General features: G+C 60.7%; 17 protein-coding genes. 13 read left to right on the forward strand and 4 right to left on the reverse strand.

Annotated features, from left to right (window positions below):
• Positions 1 to 201 precede the first annotated feature (201 nt).
• The 8 genes from dusB (at position 202) to hflX (ending at position 10,420) form a co-directional block, all read left to right on the forward strand.
• The gene (dusB, locus tag ACIQWP_RS23025) at positions 202 to 1,230 is read left to right on the forward strand and encodes a tRNA dihydrouridine synthase DusB (protein WP_402792638.1); all 1,029 of its coding nucleotides are present in this window, start codon (positions 202 to 204) and stop codon (positions 1,228 to 1,230) included.
• Positions 1,227 to 2,384, forward strand: coding sequence for a nitrogen regulation protein NR(II) (locus tag ACIQWP_RS23030; protein WP_402792640.1), 1,158 nt, complete (start codon positions 1,227 to 1,229; stop codon positions 2,382 to 2,384). Before dusB ends, ACIQWP_RS23030 begins: the two co-directional genes overlap by 4 nt.
• Positions 2,381 to 3,832, forward strand: coding sequence for a nitrogen regulation protein NR(I) (gene ntrC, locus ACIQWP_RS23035; RefSeq protein WP_402792642.1), 1,452 nt, complete (start codon positions 2,381 to 2,383; stop codon positions 3,830 to 3,832). Before ACIQWP_RS23030 ends, ntrC begins: the two co-directional genes overlap by 4 nt.
• Positions 3,833 to 4,117: 285 nt before the next feature.
• The gene (locus ACIQWP_RS23040; RefSeq protein WP_402792643.1) at positions 4,118 to 6,391 is read left to right on the forward strand and encodes an ATP-binding protein; all 2,274 of its coding nucleotides are present in this window, start codon (positions 4,118 to 4,120) and stop codon (positions 6,389 to 6,391) included.
• Entirely contained in the window at positions 6,381 to 7,745 is a 1,365-nt protein-coding gene (locus ACIQWP_RS23045; protein WP_402792645.1) for a sigma-54-dependent transcriptional regulator, read from the forward strand. The genes ACIQWP_RS23040 and ACIQWP_RS23045 overlap by 11 nt, the downstream gene beginning before the upstream one ends.
• Before the next feature lie 48 nt (positions 7,746 to 7,793).
• Positions 7,794 to 8,657, forward strand: coding sequence for a D-amino-acid transaminase (locus ACIQWP_RS23050; RefSeq protein ID WP_402792646.1), 864 nt, complete (start codon positions 7,794 to 7,796; stop codon positions 8,655 to 8,657).
• A gap of 107 nt (positions 8,658 to 8,764) precedes the next feature.
• Positions 8,765 to 9,007, forward strand: coding sequence for an RNA chaperone Hfq (gene hfq, locus ACIQWP_RS23055; protein WP_003539403.1), 243 nt, complete (start codon positions 8,765 to 8,767; stop codon positions 9,005 to 9,007).
• A 78-nt stretch (positions 9,008 to 9,085) separates the two neighbouring features.
• Positions 9,086 to 10,420 carry a GTPase HflX gene (hflX, locus tag ACIQWP_RS23060; RefSeq protein ID WP_402792649.1) on the forward strand — a complete coding sequence of 445 codons (1,335 nt, stop codon included), beginning with the start codon at positions 9,086 to 9,088 and terminating at the stop codon, positions 10,418 to 10,420.
• Between the two features lie 6 nt (positions 10,421 to 10,426).
• Here hflX and mazG read toward each other — a convergent pair whose 3' ends face one another.
• Together mazG and ACIQWP_RS23070 are read right to left on the reverse strand one after the other, a co-directional pair.
• On the reverse strand, positions 10,427 to 11,275 hold the full coding sequence (gene mazG, locus ACIQWP_RS23065) for a nucleoside triphosphate pyrophosphohydrolase (RefSeq protein ID WP_402792651.1): 849 nt from the start codon (positions 11,273 to 11,275) through the stop codon (positions 10,427 to 10,429).
• A 22-nt stretch (positions 11,276 to 11,297) separates the two neighbouring features.
• Positions 11,298 to 11,885 carry a deaminase gene (locus ACIQWP_RS23070; RefSeq protein ID WP_402792653.1) on the reverse strand — a complete coding sequence of 196 codons (588 nt, stop codon included), beginning with the start codon at positions 11,883 to 11,885 and terminating at the stop codon, positions 11,298 to 11,300.
• 294 nt (positions 11,886 to 12,179) lie between these two features.
• On the opposite strand from ACIQWP_RS23070, the gene cysG reads away from it, so the two are divergent.
• The 5 genes from cysG (at position 12,180) to ACIQWP_RS23095 (ending at position 17,199) form a co-directional block, all read left to right on the forward strand.
• Complete coding sequence (gene cysG / locus ACIQWP_RS23075; RefSeq protein WP_402792654.1) at positions 12,180 to 13,616, forward strand: siroheme synthase CysG; 1,437 nt, start codon at positions 12,180 to 12,182, stop codon at positions 13,614 to 13,616.
• Positions 13,617 to 13,619: 3 nt separating this feature from the next.
• The gene (locus ACIQWP_RS23080) at positions 13,620 to 13,934 is read left to right on the forward strand and encodes a DUF2849 domain-containing protein (RefSeq protein ID WP_402792656.1); all 315 of its coding nucleotides are present in this window, start codon (positions 13,620 to 13,622) and stop codon (positions 13,932 to 13,934) included.
• Positions 13,935 to 13,951: 17 nt separating this feature from the next.
• A complete protein-coding gene (locus tag ACIQWP_RS23085; RefSeq protein ID WP_402792657.1) occupies positions 13,952 to 15,631 on the forward strand; it encodes a nitrite/sulfite reductase in 1,680 nt (559 codons plus the stop codon).
• A gap of 11 nt (positions 15,632 to 15,642) precedes the next feature.
• On the forward strand, positions 15,643 to 16,155 hold the full coding sequence (locus ACIQWP_RS23090; RefSeq protein WP_402792659.1) for a DUF934 domain-containing protein: 513 nt from the start codon (positions 15,643 to 15,645) through the stop codon (positions 16,153 to 16,155).
• A 231-nt stretch (positions 16,156 to 16,386) separates the two neighbouring features.
• A complete protein-coding gene (locus tag ACIQWP_RS23095) occupies positions 16,387 to 17,199 on the forward strand; it encodes a ferredoxin--NADP reductase (RefSeq protein ID WP_402792661.1) in 813 nt (270 codons plus the stop codon).
• Positions 17,200 to 17,252: 53 nt separating this feature from the next.
• Here ACIQWP_RS23095 and ACIQWP_RS23100 read toward each other — a convergent pair whose 3' ends face one another.
• Together ACIQWP_RS23100 and ACIQWP_RS23105 are read right to left on the reverse strand one after the other, a co-directional pair.
• Positions 17,253 to 17,867 carry a GntR family transcriptional regulator gene (locus tag ACIQWP_RS23100; RefSeq protein WP_402792662.1) on the reverse strand — a complete coding sequence of 205 codons (615 nt, stop codon included), beginning with the start codon at positions 17,865 to 17,867 and terminating at the stop codon, positions 17,253 to 17,255.
• 207 nt (positions 17,868 to 18,074) lie between these two features.
• Positions 18,075 to 18,281, reverse strand: coding sequence for a hypothetical protein (locus ACIQWP_RS23105; RefSeq protein WP_402792664.1), 207 nt, complete (start codon positions 18,279 to 18,281; stop codon positions 18,075 to 18,077).
• Positions 18,282 to 18,314 lie beyond the last annotated feature (33 nt).

The raw sequence follows: 18,314 nt of genomic DNA on the forward strand, positions 1-18,314 counted from the left end.
GCTCGGTCTCCGGCATGGCTTTGAAAAGCGTAAAGCTTTTCTTTGAACAAGCACATGCTAAATAGATCGCCAAAAGCGATCCTGCCTGAGCAGGGTCTATCGCCTCAACCGAGTATTTTCCAGCATTTGCCCAAAAAATATCGGTATTCTCCGAAACCCCTTGGCAAACTTTTAAAGCGTGTCTAAAAATAGTGCAGATGTATGGTGTGCCCGAAAGATAATCATTTGCTTTCTTCCAAGCTTGCAGCCCCGTTTTCCATCGGTTCCGTATCCATCCGAAATCGCGTGATCCTGGCACCGATGTCGGGTGTGACCGATCTTCCCTTCCGGCGGCTCGCCTTGCGTTATGGCGCCGGTCTCGTCGTGACCGAAATGGTCGCCAGTCGCGAGCTCGTGCAGGACACGGCTGAATCGTGGGCGCGTCTGAAGAGCGCGGGATTGAAGCCGCATATGGTGCAGCTTGCCGGCCGTGAGGCGCATTGGATGGCCGAGGCGGCAAAAATCGCCGCCGACAACGGCGCCGACATTATCGATATCAACATGGGGTGCCCGGCCAAGAAGGTGATCGGCGGCTATTCCGGTTCGGCGCTGATGCGCGACCCGGACCACGCGCTGACATTGATCGAGGCGACCGTCCGCGCCGTCAACATCCCCGTGACGCTCAAGATGCGGCTCGGCTGGGATGAGAACTCCATCAATGCGCCAGATATTGCGCGCCGTGCCGAGGAGGCGGGTATCCAGCTCGTCACCATCCATGGCCGCACGCGCATGCAATTCTATGAGGGCAGGGCGGATTGGGATGCGATCCGCGCGGTGCGCGATGTCGTCTCCATCCCGCTTGTGGCCAATGGCGACGTCGAAACGGCGGAAGATGCGCAGGACATCCTGCGGCGCTCCGGCGCCGACGCCGTCATGATCGGTCGCGGCTGTCAGGGCCGTCCGTGGCATGCAGGCGTGCTGGCCGGTCATCGCGAGCCGGATCGCCAGGAGATTGTCGAAATCGCCCTTGAACATTACCGGATGATGCTGGAGTTCTATGGAGAGGCCGTCGGCATTCGCCATGCCCGCAAACATCTTGCCTGGTATCTCGATCGCTATGCGCCGGCGACGACAGCTGCCGACAAGGCAAAAATCATGACGTCGAGAGAAAGCGTCGAAGTCGCGGCATCCTTCCATGCCGCGCTGCAGGCAGGCGCCGATCTCGCCCACTGCGTCCAGGAGGCTGCATGACTTCGAAATCCAGCTCCGGGGCCGGGGAGAACACGGCCAATTCCGTGGCTATGGCCGTTCTGAACGCGATCCAGAACCCCGTCGTCATGGTGGACGAAGCGGGCTTGATCGCATTCGCCAACTGGGAGGCCGAGGCTTTTTTCGGCGCCAGCGCCTCGCATCTGGCACGCTACAGGATCTCGACCTTCATTCCGTTCGGCAGTCCCCTGCTTGCCTTGATCGATCAGGTGCGCGAGCGCCGCGCGCCCGTCAACGAGTATCGCGTCGATCTCAGCTCGCCGCGTCTCGGGCAGGACAAGCTGGTGGATCTCTACGTCGCGCCGATTTCCAGCGAACCCGGCTCGGTGGTGGTAGTGTTTCAGGAACGCTCCATGGCGGACAAGATCGACCGGCAGCTGACGCATCGCGCCGCCGCCCGCTCGGTCACGGGGCTTGCCTCGATGCTGGCTCACGAAATCAAGAATCCGTTGTCGGGCATTCGCGGTGCCGCGCAGCTGCTTGAGCAGTCTGTCGAGGATGACGATCGCGCGCTGACGCGCCTTATCTGCGATGAGACCGACCGTATCGTGTCGCTGGTCGACCGTATGGAGGTTTTCTCCGACGAGCGGCCGGTCGACCGTGTGCCCGTCAACATCCATTCCGTGCTCGACCATGTGAAGGCAATCGCCAAGGCCGGCTTTGCCCGCAATATCAAGATTTCGGAAAACTATGACCCCTCGCTCCCGGCTGTTTTTGCAAACCGGGACCAGCTCGTGCAGGTCTTCCTCAATCTGGTGAAGAATGCCGCCGAAGCCGTCGGCGACCGGCAGGATGGCGAGATCATGCTGACGACGGCCTATCGTCCTGGCATTCGGCTTTCGGTTGCCGGCACACGCGAGAAGATCTCCCTGCCGCTGGAATTCTGCGTCATCGACAATGGTCCCGGCGTACCGGCCGATCTCGTGCCGCATCTCTTCGATCCGTTCATCACCACGAAGACGAACGGAACCGGTCTCGGCCTCGCGCTGGTCGCCAAGATCATCGGCGATCACGGCGGCATCGTCGAATGCGACAGCCAGAACCACCGCACCACATTCCGTGTTCTGATGCCCGCTTCCAAGGGCATTACCTCAGAAGATGCCCCCCTTCCGAACTCTACAGGGACTACTCGATGACAGCCACGATCCTTGTCGCCGATGATGATGCGGCCATCCGCACCGTACTCAATCAGGCTTTGAGCCGCGCGGGTTACGATGTACGCATCACGTCGAACGCCGCCACGCTCTGGCGCTGGGTCTCCGCCGGCGAAGGCGACCTCGTCGTAACCGACGTCGTCATGCCCGACGAAAACGCATTCGATCTGCTGCCGCGCATCAAGAAGGCGAGGCCGGATCTGCCGGTGCTGGTCATGAGCGCGCAGAACACCTTCATGACGGCCATCAAGGCATCCGAGAAGGGTGCTTACGACTATCTGCCGAAGCCTTTCGACCTGACCGAACTGATCGCCATTGTCGGCCGCGCGCTATCCGAACCGAAGCGCAAGCCGGCAAAGATCGAAGACGACATGCAGGATGGCATGCCGCTCGTCGGCCGTTCTGCCGCGATGCAGGAAATCTACCGCGTGCTTGCGCGCCTGATGCAGACCGATCTCACACTGATGATCACCGGTGAATCCGGTACCGGCAAGGAGCTGGTGGCGCGCGCGCTGCATGACTATGGCAAGCGCCGCAACGGCCCGTTCGTCGCGATCAACATGGCTGCGATCCCGCGCGACCTGATCGAATCCGAGCTGTTCGGCCATGAGAAGGGCGCCTTTACCGGCGCGCAGACCCGCTCGACGGGCCGCTTCGAACAGGCCGAGGGCGGCACGTTGTTCCTCGACGAAATCGGCGACATGCCGATGGATGCGCAGACGCGCCTGCTGCGCGTGCTGCAGCAGGGCGAATATACGACCGTCGGTGGCCGCACGCCGATCCGTACCGATGTCCGCATCGTTGCTGCCACCAACAAGGATCTGAAGCAGGCGATCAATCAGGGCCTGTTCCGCGAGGACCTGTACTACCGCCTCAACGTCGTGCCGCTGCGCCTGCCGCCGCTGCGCGATCGCGCCGAGGATATTCCCGATCTCGTGCGTCATTTCATCCAGCAGGCCGAAAAGGAAGGCTTGGGTTCCAAGCGTTTCGATCAGGAGGCGCTCGAGCTGATGAAGGCCTATCCCTGGCCCGGCAACGTCCGCGAGCTGGAAAACCTGATCCGCCGACTGATGGCGCTATATCCGCAGGATGTCATCACCAAGGAGATCATCGACGCGGAATTGCGCGCCGACGTCCCCGACAGCCCGATCGAAAAAGGTCCGGTCCGCACTGGCACGATGACCATTGCCCAGGCGGTGGAAGAGAACATGCGGACCTATTTCGCCGGCTTCGGCGAAAATCTGCCGCCTCCAGGCCTCTATGACCGCGTCTTGACGGAAATGGAGTACCCGCTGATCCTCGCCGCCTTGACCGCCACGCGCGGCAATCAGATCAAGGCGGCTGATCTTTTGGGCTTGAATCGCAATACGTTGCGCAAAAAGATCAGAGAACTGGGTGTTTCGGTTTACAGAAGCTCCCGTACGGCTTGACAAGGCAATCCGATGCGTTGCATTTTCGCCACAATGCGTTGCTTAAAGGTCACGCAGCAGATTCGTCGTTTTTGCGGTGGCGATTCATCTGGCCCACTCTCGTCGGAACGAGAGTTTGTCTGATTTTTCAACTTGTTGCAAAAGTGACATGAAGTAAAGGTTTCGCTTCCGTGCGAAACCGGACGACAGTTCCCGCCTCTGCTTGTCGCTCGCATCGATGCCCAATGTTGGCCGTGCGACTCGACCAAGGCGCCAACCGTCGCTCGGGCGTGGAGATTGATGGGAATGATGCAGGACGCGGTGTCGCCGGCGGCGAGCGACGAGGCGGTTGTCAAGGTGACGGACCGCCGTGCTTCCTTTGCCTTACCTGGTCTGATCCTGGCCGGCGGCGCGCTTCTGTGCGCCATAGCAACCCTGCTGATGCTTCTCGGGCTGACACCGATCGCCCCGACATCCTCCGTCGTTTTCACCTCGGTCGTGATCAACGGCCTGTTCGTGCTGGGGCTGATGGCGCTGATCGCCCGCGAGGTGGCGCGATTGGTCAAGGCGCGCAGCCGCGGCCGTGCCGCTGCCCGCCTGCATATCCGTATCGTCGTTCTTTTCTCGATCGTCGCGATCACGCCGGCCATTCTCGTCGCCATCGTTGCCAGCCTGACGCTCAATGTCGGCCTCGACCGCTGGTTTGGCGTGCGCACGCAGCAGATCATCAGTTCCTCGCAGAACGTCGCTCAAGCCTATCTGATGGAGAATGCGAGCTATCTGCAGGGTCAGACCGTTTCGATGGCGAATGATCTGGAGCGCAACCGCTCGCTCTTCAACCTCGATCGCACCGGCTTTGCCGATTTGATGACCCGTCAGGCACGCGGCCGCGGGTTGCTGGGCGCCTTCCTCGTGCGCAGAGACGGCACCGCCATCGTTCAGGCCGAGATCAAGACCGAGCGGCCGCTGCCGGCCATTCCGAAGGATGCGCTGGACTCCTCGGCCAACGGTCAGCCGACGCTCATTCCACCTGGGGTGACCAACCTCGTCGGTGCGGTCATAAAGTTGGACGAGCTTCCCGGTTCGTTTCTCTATACCGTGCGTGCGGTCGATCCGCGCGTCATGACTGCGATGCGCATGGTCGAAGACAACACGGCTGAATACAAGGCGATGGAAGCAGGGCGCATGTCCTTGCAGATCGCCTTCGCCGTTCTCTACATCGGCTTTGCTCTGATTGTGCTGCTGGCGGCGATCTGGACCGCGATTGCGATTGCCGACCGCATCGTGCGGCCGATCCGCCTTCTCATCAGCGCGGCCGATAACGTTGCTTCGGGCAATATGAACGTGCTGGTGCCGGTGCGCTCGGCTGATGGTGACGTCGGCAGCCTGTCGCGCACCTTCAACAAGATGATCTCGGAAATTCGTACCCAGCGCGATGAAATCCTCGAGGCGAAGGACGAAGTCGATGACCGCCGCCGCTTCATCGAGGCCGTGCTGTCGGGTGTCACCGCGGCGGTCATCGGCGTCGAGCACGACCGGCGCATCACCATCGTCAACACCTCGGCCGAAGATCTGCTGTCGCTCAAGAGCGACGAACTCATCGGCAAGAACCTGGCGGAAATCGCCCCGGAGGTCGATCAGGTCGTTACCGAGGCGACGACGCGCCATCGCAGCGATTTCCGCAAGCAGATCAGCCTCGTCCGTGGCGGAACGGTGCGCACGCTGAGCCTTCAGGTGACACGCGAGGAATCGCGCGACGCCGACGAGTCCTATGTAATCACGCTCGACGACATCACCGATCTGGTGATCGCGCAGCGTTCGACGGCATGGGCCGACGTCGCGCGCCGCATCGCGCATGAGATCAAGAACCCGCTGACGCCGATTCAGCTATCGGCCGAGCGCATCCGCCGCCGCTTCGGCAAGAACATCGCCGATGCCGACCGCCCGGTCTTCGACCAGTGCACGGATACGATCATCCGGCAGGTCGGCGATATCGGCCGCATGGTCGACGAGTTCTCCTCCTTTGCCCGTATGCCCAAGCCGACGATGGAGCCGAGCGACCTGCGCGATATTCTGCGCGACGCCGTGTTCCTGCGCGAGATGGGCAACAACCACGTCAAATTCGAGCGTGAGCTGGGCGACGAACGGCTCGAGGGCATGTTCGATGCCCGTATGCTCGGGCAGGCCTTCGGCAACCTCATCAAGAATGCCGTCGAGGCGATCGACGGCGTGCCGAGCGATCAGGCGCGCGAGCAGCCGAAGATCCTGGTGCGTTCGTCCCTCGACCCGGACCGTGACCGTTTTACCGTCGATGTCATCGACAATGGCCGCGGCCTGCCGGTCGAGAACCGGCACAGCATTCTGGAACCTTACATGACGATGCGCGAGAAGGGCACGGGCCTGGGTCTCGCCATCGTCAAGAAGATCATTGAAGACCATGGCGGGCAGATCGAACTTCACGACGCACCCGCCGATTTCGACCAGGGCAAGGGGGCCATGATCCGCGTGCATCTGCCGCGCCGTGAGCAGGCCGCCATCGTCCAGACAGCAAGTGACAAGGAAAGCGTCTATGGCATCTGATATTCTCGTAGTGGACGACGAGGAAGACATCCGCGAAATCGTTTCGGGAATTCTTTCGGATGAGGGGCACGAAACCCGTACGGCGCATGACAGCGACAGTGCGCTTGCCGCCATTTCCGACCGAGCGCCACGGCTGATCTTCCTCGATATCTGGATGCAGGGCAGCAAGCTCGACGGTCTTGCGCTGCTCGACGAGATCAAGGCACGCCATCCGGAGCTGCCGATCGTCATGATTTCGGGTCACGGCAACATCGAGACGGCCGTCTCCGCCATCAAGCGCGGCGCCTTCGATTTCATCGAAAAGCCGTTCAAGGCCGATCGCCTGATCCTGATCGCCGAGCGCGCGCTCGAAAATTCCAAGCTGAAGCGCGAGGTCTCCGAACTGAAGCGCCGCACGGGCGACGCGGTGGAGCTGATCGGCACCTCGGTCGCGGTTTCGCAGCTGCGCCAGACCATCGACAAGGTGTCGCCGACCAACAGCCGCGTGATGATCTTCGGCCCCTCCGGCTCCGGCAAGGAGCTTGTGGCCCGCATGATCCACAAGAAGTCGACGCGCGCCAACGGTCCTTTCGTTGCGCTCAACGCCGCAACCATCACGCCGGAACGCATGGAAATCGCCCTGTTCGGCACCGAGGGCTCGCCGGGGCAGGCGCGCAAGATCGGCGCTCTGGAAGAGGCCCATCGCGGCATCCTCTATCTCGACGAAGTCGGTGAAATGCCGCGCGAGACGCAAAACAAGATCCTGCGCGTGCTGGTCGACCAGCAGTTCGAGCGCGTCGGTGGCTCGAAGCGGGTCAAGGTGGATGTCCGCATCATCTCCTCCACGGCCTATAACCTCGAAAGCCGCATTGCCGAGAGCCTGTTCCGCGAAGACCTCTATCACCGTCTGGCCGTCGTGCCTGTCCGCGTGCCGGCCCTTGCCGAACGCCGGGAGGATATCCCCTTCCTCGTCGATCAGCTGATGCGGCAGATTTCCGAGCAAGCCGGCATCCGCCCGCGCCGCATCGGCGATGACGCCATGGCCGTGCTGCAGGCGCACGATTGGCCGGGCAACATCCGCCAGCTGCGCAACAATATCGAGCGGCTGATGATCCTGGCGCGCTCGGATGGAGCCGATACGCCGATCACGGCGGAAATGCTGCCGACCGACCTCGGCGACATGCTGCCGAAGGTCTCCGCCAAGAACGACTATCACATCATGACGCTGCCGCTGCGCGAAGCACGTGAGATGTTCGAGCGCGATTATCTCATCGCCCAGATCAACCGTTTCGGCGGCAACATCTCGCGCACGGCGGAGTTTGTCGGCATGGAGCGTTCCGCGCTGCATCGCAAACTGAAATCGTTGGGCGTCTGAGAGCCGTCCGACATTTCAAACATCACAGAATTCGGATCAGGGGCTTCCATGCCGAGAATAGCTTATGTCAACGGTCGCTACGTCAAGCACAGCGATGCCATGGTGCATATCGAGGATCGCGGCTATCAGTTCGCCGACGGCGTCTATGAGGTGTGCGAGGTTCGTCATGGCGTGATCGTCGACATGACGCGCCATCTCGATCGTCTCAACCGTTCGCTGGGCGAGCTTCGCATCGCGTGGCCGATGACGCGCCAAGCATTGGTTCTGGTGATTCGCGAGACGCTGCGCCGTAATCACGTCAGCAACGGCCTGTTCTATCTGCAGGTGACGCGCGGCGTCGCCCGCCGTGATCATGTCTTCCCGCCGGCCGGCACGCCGTCCTCGATCGTCGTCACCGCGAAAAGCACCGACCAGTCCGCGATTGCCAGGAAGAATGCGAACGGCATCAAGGCGATCACCGTCCGCGACAACCGCTGGGATCGGGTGGATATCAAGTCGGTGGGCCTGCTTCCCAACGCCATGGCCCGCCAGCAGGCGAAGGAGGCCGGCGCGCAGGAGGCGATCTATATCGACCACAACAACATGGTGAAGGAAGGGGCCGCCACCAACGTCTGGATCGTCGATCATGACGGAAATCTCGTCACGCGCCCCGCCGAGCACGGCATTCTGCGCGGCATCACGCGCACGACCTTGATGGACGTCGCGGCGAAGCTCGATGTGACGATCGTCGAGCGATTCTTCTCGGTCGAAGAGATGATGAAGGCCCGCGAAGTCTTCATCACAGCTGCGACAAGTATCTGTTTTCCGGTCGTTTCTATCGATGGCGAGACCATTGCGAACGGTCACCCGGGCAGCATGTCACAGAAAATTCGCGAAGCCTTTTTCGACGTTGCGGAAAAGACTGCGATTTGATACCAAGATTCGCTGGGGGGAGAGAATGAGGGTATCTCCTATCCGGGACCTCTGTATATCATGACATCTAACCGACCTGTGTCGGCAAAAAAGAAAGAAGCGGCGCGATGGCGGAACGTTCTCAAAACTTGCAGGACTTGTTTCTCAATACTGTTCGCAAGCAAAAGATTTCACTGACAATTTTCTTGATTAATGGCGTGAAGCTCACGGGAGTCGTAACCTCGTTCGACAATTTCTGTGTCTTGCTCCGCCGCGACGGCCATTCGCAGCTTGTCTACAAGCACGCGATCTCGACGATCATGCCGGGTCAGCCGATGCAGATGTTCGAGAGCGAAGAAGCCGCATCCTAACTGGGATTTGCCACTATCACGACACGCGATACGAAAAATGATTCCCTCATCCCGGAGACCGTAAAGCACCGGGATGATATGCGCGCTGTCGTCGTCGTGCCTGTGCTGAAACAGGCGCGCGCGGCGCGTTCCGCTCAGGCCGATAGTGCCATCTCCATCTCGCGCCCGCCCGAAAGCCGGCTGGAAGAGGCCAAGGGCCTCGCGCTCGCGATTGATCTTGATGTTGTCAACGGCTCGATTGTCCCGATCAACGATCCGCGGCCGGCAACGCTGCTGGGAACCGGCAAGATCGAGGAAATCCTCGCGTTGCTCGATGAGTTCAACGCCGGGCTTGTCATCGTCGATCATCCGCTGACGCCGGTACAGCAACGCAATCTCGAGAAGGCATGGAACGCCAAGGTCATCGACCGCACCGGCCTCATTCTCGAAATCTTCGGTCGCCGCGCCTCCACCAAGGAAGGCACGCTGCAGGTCGAGCTTGCGCACCTGAACTATCAGAAGGGCCGGCTGGTTCGAAGCTGGACGCACCTTGAACGCCAGCGCGGTGGTGCCGGATTCATGGGCGGCCCGGGTGAAACCCAGATCGAAGCTGACCGGCGCATGCTGCAGGAGCGGATCATCCGGCTGGAGCGCGAGCTGGAACAGGTGGTTCGCACCCGCCAGCTTCATCGTGCCAAGCGCCGGAAAGTACCGCATCCCATCGTGGCTCTGGTCGGTTATACCAATGCCGGCAAGTCGACGCTGTTCAACCGCATCACCGGCGCCGGCGTCCTGGCGGAAGACATGCTGTTTGCTACGCTCGATCCGACGCTGCGCCGCATGAAGCTGCCGCATGGCCGCACGGTCATTCTCTCCGACACTGTCGGTTTCATCTCCGACCTGCCGACCCACCTTGTGGCCGCTTTCCGGGCGACGCTGGAAGAGGTGCTGGAAGCCGATCTCATCTTGCATGTGCGCGATCTCTCGGATGACGACAACCAGGTGCAAAGCGCCGACGTCATGCGCATCCTTGGCGATCTCGGCATCGGCGAGGCCGAAGGCGCGGAGCGCATTCTCGAGGTCTGGAACAAGATCGATCGCCTTGAGCCGGAGGCACATGACGCCATCGTGCAGAAGGCATCGACGACGGAGAACGTCATTGCCGTCTCGGCGATAACGGGCGAGGGCGTCGATCACCTGATGGATGAAATCAGCCGGCGTCTCTCCGGCGTTCTGACGGAAACGACGATCACGCTGCCTGTCGAAAAGCTGGCGCTGCTGCCCTGGCTCTATAATCACGCCATCGTCGATAACCGCGAGGACAACGAGGACGGCACGGTGACGCTCGATGTGCGTCTGACCGAGACCGAGGCGGCGGAACTGGAGCGCCGCATGGGCAACGGTCCGAAGCCGCAGCGCGAAGACTGGGAATAGGCTCTCTTAAGCCGTTTTGACGCCAGCAAGCTGCCGTTCGATGGCCTTTGCCGCCTGCCAGATATCTTCCATCCGCTCCAGCGAGGCGCCTTCGAGCGTCTCGCCTTCAGCCTCGAGCGTCGTCTCAATATGATGGAAGCGGCGGCGGAACTTCGTATTCGTGCCTCGTAGAGCCTGCTCCGGATCGGTTTTGACATGCCGACCGATATTGACGACGGCAAAGATCAGATCGCCGAGTTCGTCGCTGACCTTGGCCCGGTCGCCGCTTGCCAAAGCTGCCCGCAATTCGCCGATCTCTTCCTCGATCTTGTCGAGGATCGGCTCCGGTGCCGACCAGTCGAAGCCGACCTTGGCGGCCCGCTCCTGCAATTTCAGAGCTTCCGTCAGGGCAGGGAACGTCCGCTGCACCGAGCCCAGGAAACCGGCCTTGAAGTCCTCCGTAATGCCGCTCCTGGCGCGGCGCTCGGCGCGTTCGCGCTTCTCCTCGGCCTTGATCCGGTCCCATTGCAGCGTCACCGCATCCTCGGTCTTGGCATCCGAGACTGCAAAGACATGCGGATGGCGACGGATCATCTTGCGCGAGATGGCGTGGACGACGTCGCCGAAGGAGAACGCGCCGGCTTCCTCGGCGATCCGCGCATGAAATACGACCTGCAGCAAGAGATCGCCCAGCTCGTCGCAAAGATCGTCCGTATCCTTGCGCTCGATCGCGTCGGCAACCTCGTAAGCTTCCTCGATCGTGTAGGGCTTGATGGTTTCGAAGGTCTGGACGATGTCCCAGGGGCAACCGCTCTCGGGATTCCGCAGCGCCGCCATGATGTCGATCAGGCCGTTTATGTCTCGCGATGCTTCCATCGTTGCCTCGGGTCCTGCTCTATCAGTTCAAGGGAATGTCGTTGCTGCTCTTCGACGACTGGTAGTTGTCGGACAGTCCGGCATAGGCTTGCTTGATGCGCGCCGTCTGGTCCTTCAGCTCGCCTCTGCGCGGATCTTCTTCCGTCTCCACCAGATCGGCTATGGCAAAGCTGTTCCAGAACGCATTCTGTCGCCGATAGCCACCTGGCTCCAGGCCGAAGACTTCCTTCAGGATTTTGAGATCGTGCGGGATCGCGAAGGCGTCGCGGGAATCCTCGTGGCTGAAGAAATAATAGTAATTGTCGAAGCCGGCCCAAGTGATCGCCGACATGCACATGGTGCAGGGCTCATGGGTGGACAGGAAGATCAGATCCTTGGTGACGGGCTTTTCGCCGAGCTCGTAGAAGCGCTTGAGGGCATGAACCTCGCCATGCCAAAGCGGGTTCTCGAGTTCATTGTTGGTTTCGGCTATGACGAGCGAAAGGTCGGATTTGCGTAGGATGGCAGCACCGAAGACCTTATTGCCGGCGGCAACGCCCTCGCGCGTCAATGGCAGGATATCGTGCTCCACGACGTCGAGAAGGCGGGCTGCAATGCTGTTGTCGGACAAGGGCTTCCTCCAAAGAGTTTCGCTGCAGTCTAGCGGCATTGCCCGCACGACGGTATGTGTAAAAAACTTAAAGACTATGTTTGTCACAGGCAATAAAATCGCCGCAGGCGCCAGTCAATGATAAAAGTCTATAGATTTCCTATATTTATGTCGATCTGCTCGTCTGGTGAGTTTTGCTCAAATCCTTGGCATGTCGAGCAAAAGAATACGCGCACGCATGGGCATTAGAATTTCTGTTTCTTCAATCTCTTGGTCGCAAGGGCGATATTCGGCAAATCTCGAAGTGGAACCATGATGCCTCCCAGGACTGATCAGCTCTCGGTGTTTCCCGCTTTCTTCCGCGTGGAAGGAAGGGTCGCTGCTGTCTTTGGCAATGGTGATGAAGCCTTTGCCAAGGTGCGGTTGCTGATGAACACGCAGGCGAAGATTGTTGCCTATGTGCAGGCGCCAGAGGCTGATTATCACGCCTTCCTCATCGCCAATCGCGTCGAAACCGTACGCGGCGATTTCTCATCCGATCAGGTCAGGGGCGCGACCCTCGTCTTTGCCGCGACTGGCGACGCCGAGGCGGATCGCGCCATTGTCGATGCCGCCCGCACCGAGCGAATTCCGGCAAACGCCGTCGATCAGCCTGACTACTGTGATTTCTATACGCCGGCGCTGGTCAATCGTGCTCCGGTCGCCGTCGCCGTCGGCACGGAAGGTGCCGGTCCGGTGCTGGCGCAGATGATCCGTGCGCAGATCGACCAGATGCTATCGCCGTCGCTCGGCAAGCTGGCGGATTTGGCGACGCGCTATCGCAAGCCGGTCGAGCGCCTTGTGCCTCGTGGCGTTGCGCGCCGCGTCTTCTGGCGGCGGTTCTTTTCCGGACCCGTTGCCGATGCCGTCAATATTGGCCATCTCGCGCGGGCAGAGCAGGCAGCCGATGAGCTGCTGCAGTCGTCGCGTGAAGTTGAAGGGCGTGTCTGGCTGGTCGGCGCCGGCCCGGGCGCGGAAGATCTCCTGACGCTGCGGGCGCAGCGCGTGATGATGGAAGCCGATGTTATCGTCTATGACGCCCTGGTGCCGCAGGCGATCGTCGATATGGGTCGCCGCGATGCCGAGCGCCTGTCCGTCGGCAAGCGCAAGGGCTGCCACACCAAGTCGCAGGAAGAGATCAATGATCTTCTGGTCGAACTCGGTCGGGAAGGCAAACGTGTCGTTCGATTGAAGTCTGGCGATCCGCTGGTTTACGGCCGTGCGGGCGAGGAAATGGCAGCCTTGCGTGCCGCCGGCATCGGCTATGAGATCGTTCCGGGTATCACCTCTGCCTTTGCCGCCGCCGCCGATTTCGAGCTGCCGCTGACGCTGCGTGGCGTTGCCTCGTCGTTGGTCTTTACGACCGGGCATGATCTCACCGGCGATGTGCTGCCCGATTGGGCGAGCTTGGCCGTATCGGGCGCCACGATCGCCGTTTATATGGGACGCACGGTCGCTGCTTCCGTCGCGGGTCGCCTGATGCAGGCCGGCCTGCCGCCCGAGACGACCGTTGCCATCATCGAGAATGCGAGCCGCCGCGATCGCCGCCTGATGCACGGCATCCTGCGGGATCTGCCCGATCTCGAGCATCGCGACGAGTTGAGCGGGCCGGTCATGGTTATTATCGGTGATGCCGTCGCCGGTGCGAATTTCGAACAATCCGAGCCGCTGGTCCGTCGCGAGACCGCTGCTCAAGACTATGCAAGGAACTGATTGATGGTCGACAAGGTTCTGACCGCAAACCGGCTTGCCGATGGCGTCGCCGTCTGGCTGAATGCAAATGGTGAGTGGGTGACATCGCTGCAGGAAGCGCTTGTCGCTCGCCATGCCGAAGCGGAAGCCGCTCTGGAAGCGATCGGCAAGCAGGCCTATGCAGACAACAAGGTCGTCGACGTCAATCTGATCGATGTTCAGGAAACCGGCGGCAAGCTCTGGCCGCTGCGCCTGCGCGAGCGTATCCGCGCCGAAGGCCCCACCATGGAATACGCGCCGGGCTATGCCGCGGCCGATCCCGATTTCATTGCTGTCTGAGAAGTCCCGAGGAAGTCATGTATCGTTACGATGAATTCGACCACGCCTTTGTTGCGGAACGGGTTGCCCAGTTTCGCGATCAGGTGGAGCGGCGCCTCTCGGGTGAGCTTTCGGAAGATGCCTTCAAGCCGCTGCGCCTGATGAATGGCGTCTATCTGCAGCTGCATGCCTACATGCTGCGCATCGCCATTCCCTATGGTACGCTGAGCTCGCGCCAGATGCGCATGCTGGCACACGTCGCGCGCACCTATGACCGCGGCTATGGTCACTTCACCACGCGCCAGAACCTGCAGTTCAACTGGCCGAAGCTGTCCGAGATGCCCGATGCGCTCGCTGATCTCGCCTCTGTCGAGATGCACGCGATCCAGACCTCGGGCAATTGCATTCGCAATGTGACGGCCGACCATTTCGCCGGTGCTGCGGCCGACGAAGTCGCCGATCCCAGGCCCTATGCCGAAATTCTGCGGCAATGGTCCTCCGTGCATCCGGAATTCTCCTTCCTGCCGCGCAAGTTCAAGATCGCCGTCACCGGGGCGGAGCGTGACCGCGCCGCGATCCAAGTGCATGACATCGGCCTGCATCTGAAGAAGAACGACAAGGGCGAGATCGGCTTTGCCGTTTACGTCGGAGGCGGGCAGGGCCGTACGCCGCTCATCGCCAAGCTGATCCGCGACTTCCTGCCGGAAGAGGATCTCCTGTCCTACACGACGGCGATCATGCGCGTTTACAACCTGCATGGCCGCCGCGACAACAAGTACAAGGCGCGTATCAAGATCCTCGTGCATGAAACCGGCGCAGAAGAATTGGCGCGTCAGGTCGAAGTCGAGTTCGACAAGCTCAGGGATACCGAACTGAAGCTGCCGGAAGCCGACGTCCAGGCGATCTCGACCTATTTCGCGCTGCCGGCACTGCCGGAGCGTGCCGAAGGCTGGGAAAGCCTTGCACGCTGGAAGAAGGCCGACCCGGACTTTGCGCGCTGGGTGCAGCAGAACGTCCAGCCGCACAAAAACCCCGATTACGGCATGGTGACGATCTCGCTGAAGCCGATCGGCGGCATTCCGGGCGACGCTTCGGATGCGCAGATGGAAGCCGTGGCCGATATCGCCGAGGAATATGCCTTCGACGAAATCCGCGTCAGCCATGAGCAGAACCTCATCCTGCCGCATGTGGCGCTGGCCGATCTCGAAGCCGTCTATCGTGGCCTCGTCGCCATCGGTCTGGAAACCGCGAATGCCGGCTTGATCACGGACATCATTGCCTGTCCCGGTCTCGACTATTGTGCGCTGGCCAATGCGCGATCCATCCCGGTCGCGCAGGAAATCTCCACGCGTTTCGGTTCGCCCGAGCGCCAGGCGGAGATCGGCGAGCTGAAGATCAAGATTTCTGGTTGCATTAACGCCTGCGGTCATCACCATGTCGGCCATATCGGCCTGCTTGGCGTCGAAAAGAAGGGCGCGGAACTCTACCAGATCACGCTTGGCGGCTCCGGCGACGAGAATACCTCGATCGGTGAAATCATCGGCCGCGGCTTTGAGCCCGACAAGGTGACCGACGCTATCGAGACCATTGTGGACACCTATCTCGGCCTTCGTCTGGACCCTTCCGAAACCTTCCTCGTCGCTTACCGTCGCGTCGGGCCGCAGCCGTTCAAGACCGCGCTTTACGGTGCGTCTTCCTCGGCAGCCGAAGCGGCGTAAGGAGATTGATCATGACCAAGATCTGGCGGGAAACCGGCTTCATTGAAAACGATCCGTGGGTGATCGAGACCGACGAGGTCAAGGCGGCCGAGACGCAGAAGCCCCTGTTGAGCCTCGATGCGCTGATTGCAAGGGCGGAAGAAAGCAACGATGTCGGCCTCGGCGTCTTGATCAAGCCGGCTGACGACGTGACCCGGCTGCAACCTTATCTCGATCGTCTCGATATCGTCGCCGTTGCCTTTCCGGCATTCAGTGACGGTCGGTCCTTCAGCCATGCCTCGCTGCTGCGCCAGCGCCTGGGCTATGCTAGGGAGTTGCGTGCGGTCGGCGACGTGTTGATCGACCAGGTACCGTTGATGCTGCGCGTCGGCATCGATAGTTTCGCCGTGACGAATGAAACCGCGCTGAAGAGATTGTCGGAAAATCGCTTGCCGGGCATTCCGCACTACTACCAACCGACCGCGCGCCGCGCGCAGGATGGTCAGGCCTATAGCTGGCGGCGGTTGCCGGCAAAGTCGGCCTGACATCGAAAGATTTGCTATTGCGGCAATTTGACAGTGTCGGATTGCCGTATTCAAGCCTTTCAAACTATGTAAGGTCGGCGATCTGGAATCTTGACTGAAATATGCATATTTCAGTTCTGTGCTGCCGGATGAAATGGAATGCCTTTCAAAACCGGCTATATTATAATATCAGCGTCGCAAAATGAGCCTGCCAGGAAAGACGTGTAAGACAAGAACGGGATTCGAGACAGAATGAACGCCCCCGCAAAGACAGATGAATTTGCTTCAGCAGTGCCCGCAGGCGTTTTCGCCGAGAAGGTGCTGAGCGTCACGCATTATACCGACCGGCTCTTCCGCTTCACCATGACCCGGCCGCAGGGCTTCCGCTTCCGCTCCGGCGAGTTTGCCATGATCGGCCTGATGGTCGATGGCAAGCCGCTTTATCGCGCCTATTCGATCGCCAGCCCCGCCTGGGCCGATGAGCTCGAATTCTTTTCGATCAAGGTGCCGGACGGTCCGCTGACCTCGCATCTGCAGAACATCAAGCCCGGCGACGAAGTGCTGATGCGCAAGAAGCCGACCGGCACGCTGGTTCTCGACGCGCTGACGCCCGGCCGCCGGCTTTATATGTTCTCGACCGGCACCGGCATTGCACCGTTTGCGAGCCTGATCCGCGACCCTGAGACCTATGAGAAGTACGAGGAGGTCATCCTCACCCACACGACGCGCGATGTCGCCGAGCTGAAATACGGCTTCGATCTCGTCGAGGAAATCCGCAACGACGAAATCCTGAGCGAAGTCGTCGGCGACAAGCTGCGCCACTATGCGACTGTTACCCGCGAGGAATTCCCCTTCACGGGCCGCATCACCGATCTCATCGAAAACGGCAAGATTTTCAGCGATCTCGGCGTGCCGCCGCTCGATCCGGCGATCGATCGCGGCATGATCTGCGGCTCTTCCGCCATGCTGAAGGATACCAAGGGGTTGCTGGAAAAGGCTGGCCTGAACGAAGGCGCCAACAACAAGCCGGCCGAGTTCGTCATCGAGCGTGCTTTCGTCGGTTAAGCGGGTCCCCCCACACAGAATGAAAGGCGGTTTCGGCGACGAAGCCGCCTTTTTCATGCGCCGCTGAGATAATCGATGAGCGCCGCCATGGCTGTCTCGGCAATATTCGCATCGCCATTTTGGATGGCTTCAATGGCCTGAACATGCATCGCGATCGCCTGGCCCATGCGATCATGCGTTCCGGTGGAGTACCAGAGCCGGCGCGCATGGGTTTGCACGGGTGCGAGCGCTGCCGTGATGAATTTATTGGGGCAGGCGGCTTCGAGAAGTTCGTCGAACGCCTTGTCGGCGGCAAAAAAGCCGGGCAGATCGCCGGTGACCCCGTATTCCGCCATCAGGCGCGCGCATTGCCGCAACTGATCGCGCTGCTGTGGATCGGCATGGGTGGCCGCAAGCGCGGCCGCAATCGGTTCCAGTTCGCGCCTCACCTGCATGACATATTGATGATCCTCCGGGCGGATCTCCGCGATCTGCAGTCCGACGCGCGGCCGCACATGAATGAGCCCCTGCCAGGCAAGCTTCTGGATGGCCTCGCGCACCGGTGTTCGCCCGTGTCCTGCCATCTCGATCAGCTGCTTTTCGGTGACGAGGGCGCCTGGTTTCAGCTCAAGCGTCACGATCGCGTATTCCAGCGCAAGATAGGCGAGGTGACTGAGCGAATTTTGCATTCGAGGCTATGTCCGACTTATGCGTGGATGGCACACAGTGTCATCTCGCACCACCGAAGGCAACCAATTGTGATATATCAATGTGCCGGATGGCACGATCCGTGGCGCAGTCGTCCATCGTTGCTGCGCAAGAAATCTCCCGGATCGCCGCTTTGAAGGGCGACGATCGCGGTGGCGTTTCACAAGCCTGGCCGAAAGAGCTGCGTATTATTGGCCGATTGTCGTCGCAAGGGTCGGCGGCCTTCGTTTGGCGGCCATGAGAAGATCCAGCTCCGTCGACGACGGACCGAATTTGTAGAACAGGCGCTTTGCCTCCGCATCGTCGAGGCGATATTTCCGCGCAAACTCGGCAATGCTGTAGGGGCGGCCGCGGATGACTTTGCGGGCGGTTGTCCGATTGGCGCTTTCCGTCATGTTTCCAACCTCCTTTCGGTTCCCATTTTGATA

The organism is Rhizobium sp. NPDC090279 (assembly GCF_044769665.1).
Taxonomy (GTDB): domain Bacteria; phylum Pseudomonadota; class Alphaproteobacteria; order Rhizobiales; family Rhizobiaceae; genus Rhizobium.